Below are 758 nucleotides of genomic sequence, written 5' to 3' on the forward strand. Positions count from 1 at the left end.
GTTGATCCGTCTTCATCTACATAGTCCAGATTGGTGTTATCCGCATTTAGTGCCAGGGATGTTAATGTTTCCAGGTTACTTACATCTACAGTTGTTGTTGATCCATCCTCATCTACATAGGAGAACGTTCCATTTGCATTTTCTGTAATAGTTGTTAGCGTTTCCAGGTTTTGTACCGCTGCTGTTAGATTGATCTGATTTGTTGATCCGTCTTCATCTACATAGTCCAGATTGGTGTTATCCGCATTTAGTGCCAGGGATGTTAATGTTTCCAGGTTACTTACATCTACAGTTGTTGTTGATCCGTCCTCATCTACATAGGAGAACGTTCCATTTGCATTTTCTGTAATAGTTGTTAGCGTTTCCAGGTTTTGTACCGCTGCTGTTAGATTGATCTGATTTGTTGATCCGTCTTCATCTACATAGTCCAGATTGGTGTTATCCGCATTTAGTGCCAGGGATGTTAATGTTTCCAGGTTGCTTACATCTACAGTTGTTGTTGATCCATCCTCATCTACATAGGAGAACGTTCCATTTGCATTTTCTGTAATAGTTGTTAGCGTTTCCAGGTTTTGTACCGCTGTTGTTAGATTGATCTGGTTTGTTGATCCGTCTTCATCTACATAGTCCAGATTGGTGTTATCCGCATTTAGTGCCAGGGATGTTAATGTTTCCAGGTTGCTTACATCTACAGTTGTTGTTGATCCGTCCTCATCTACATAGGAGAAAGTTCCATTTGCATTTTCTGTAATAGTTGT

The 758-nt window shown here is 40.1% G+C and carries 1 pseudogene; it reads right to left on the bottom strand.

From position 1 onward, the window contains the following. Nucleotides 1–758 (bottom strand): annotated as a pseudogene (locus ACFSTE_RS15745) (hypothetical protein); the annotation flags it as partial.

This window comes from Aquimarina hainanensis (assembly GCF_042684685.1).
Taxonomy (GTDB): Bacteria; Bacteroidota; Bacteroidia; order Flavobacteriales; family Flavobacteriaceae; genus Aquimarina; species Aquimarina hainanensis.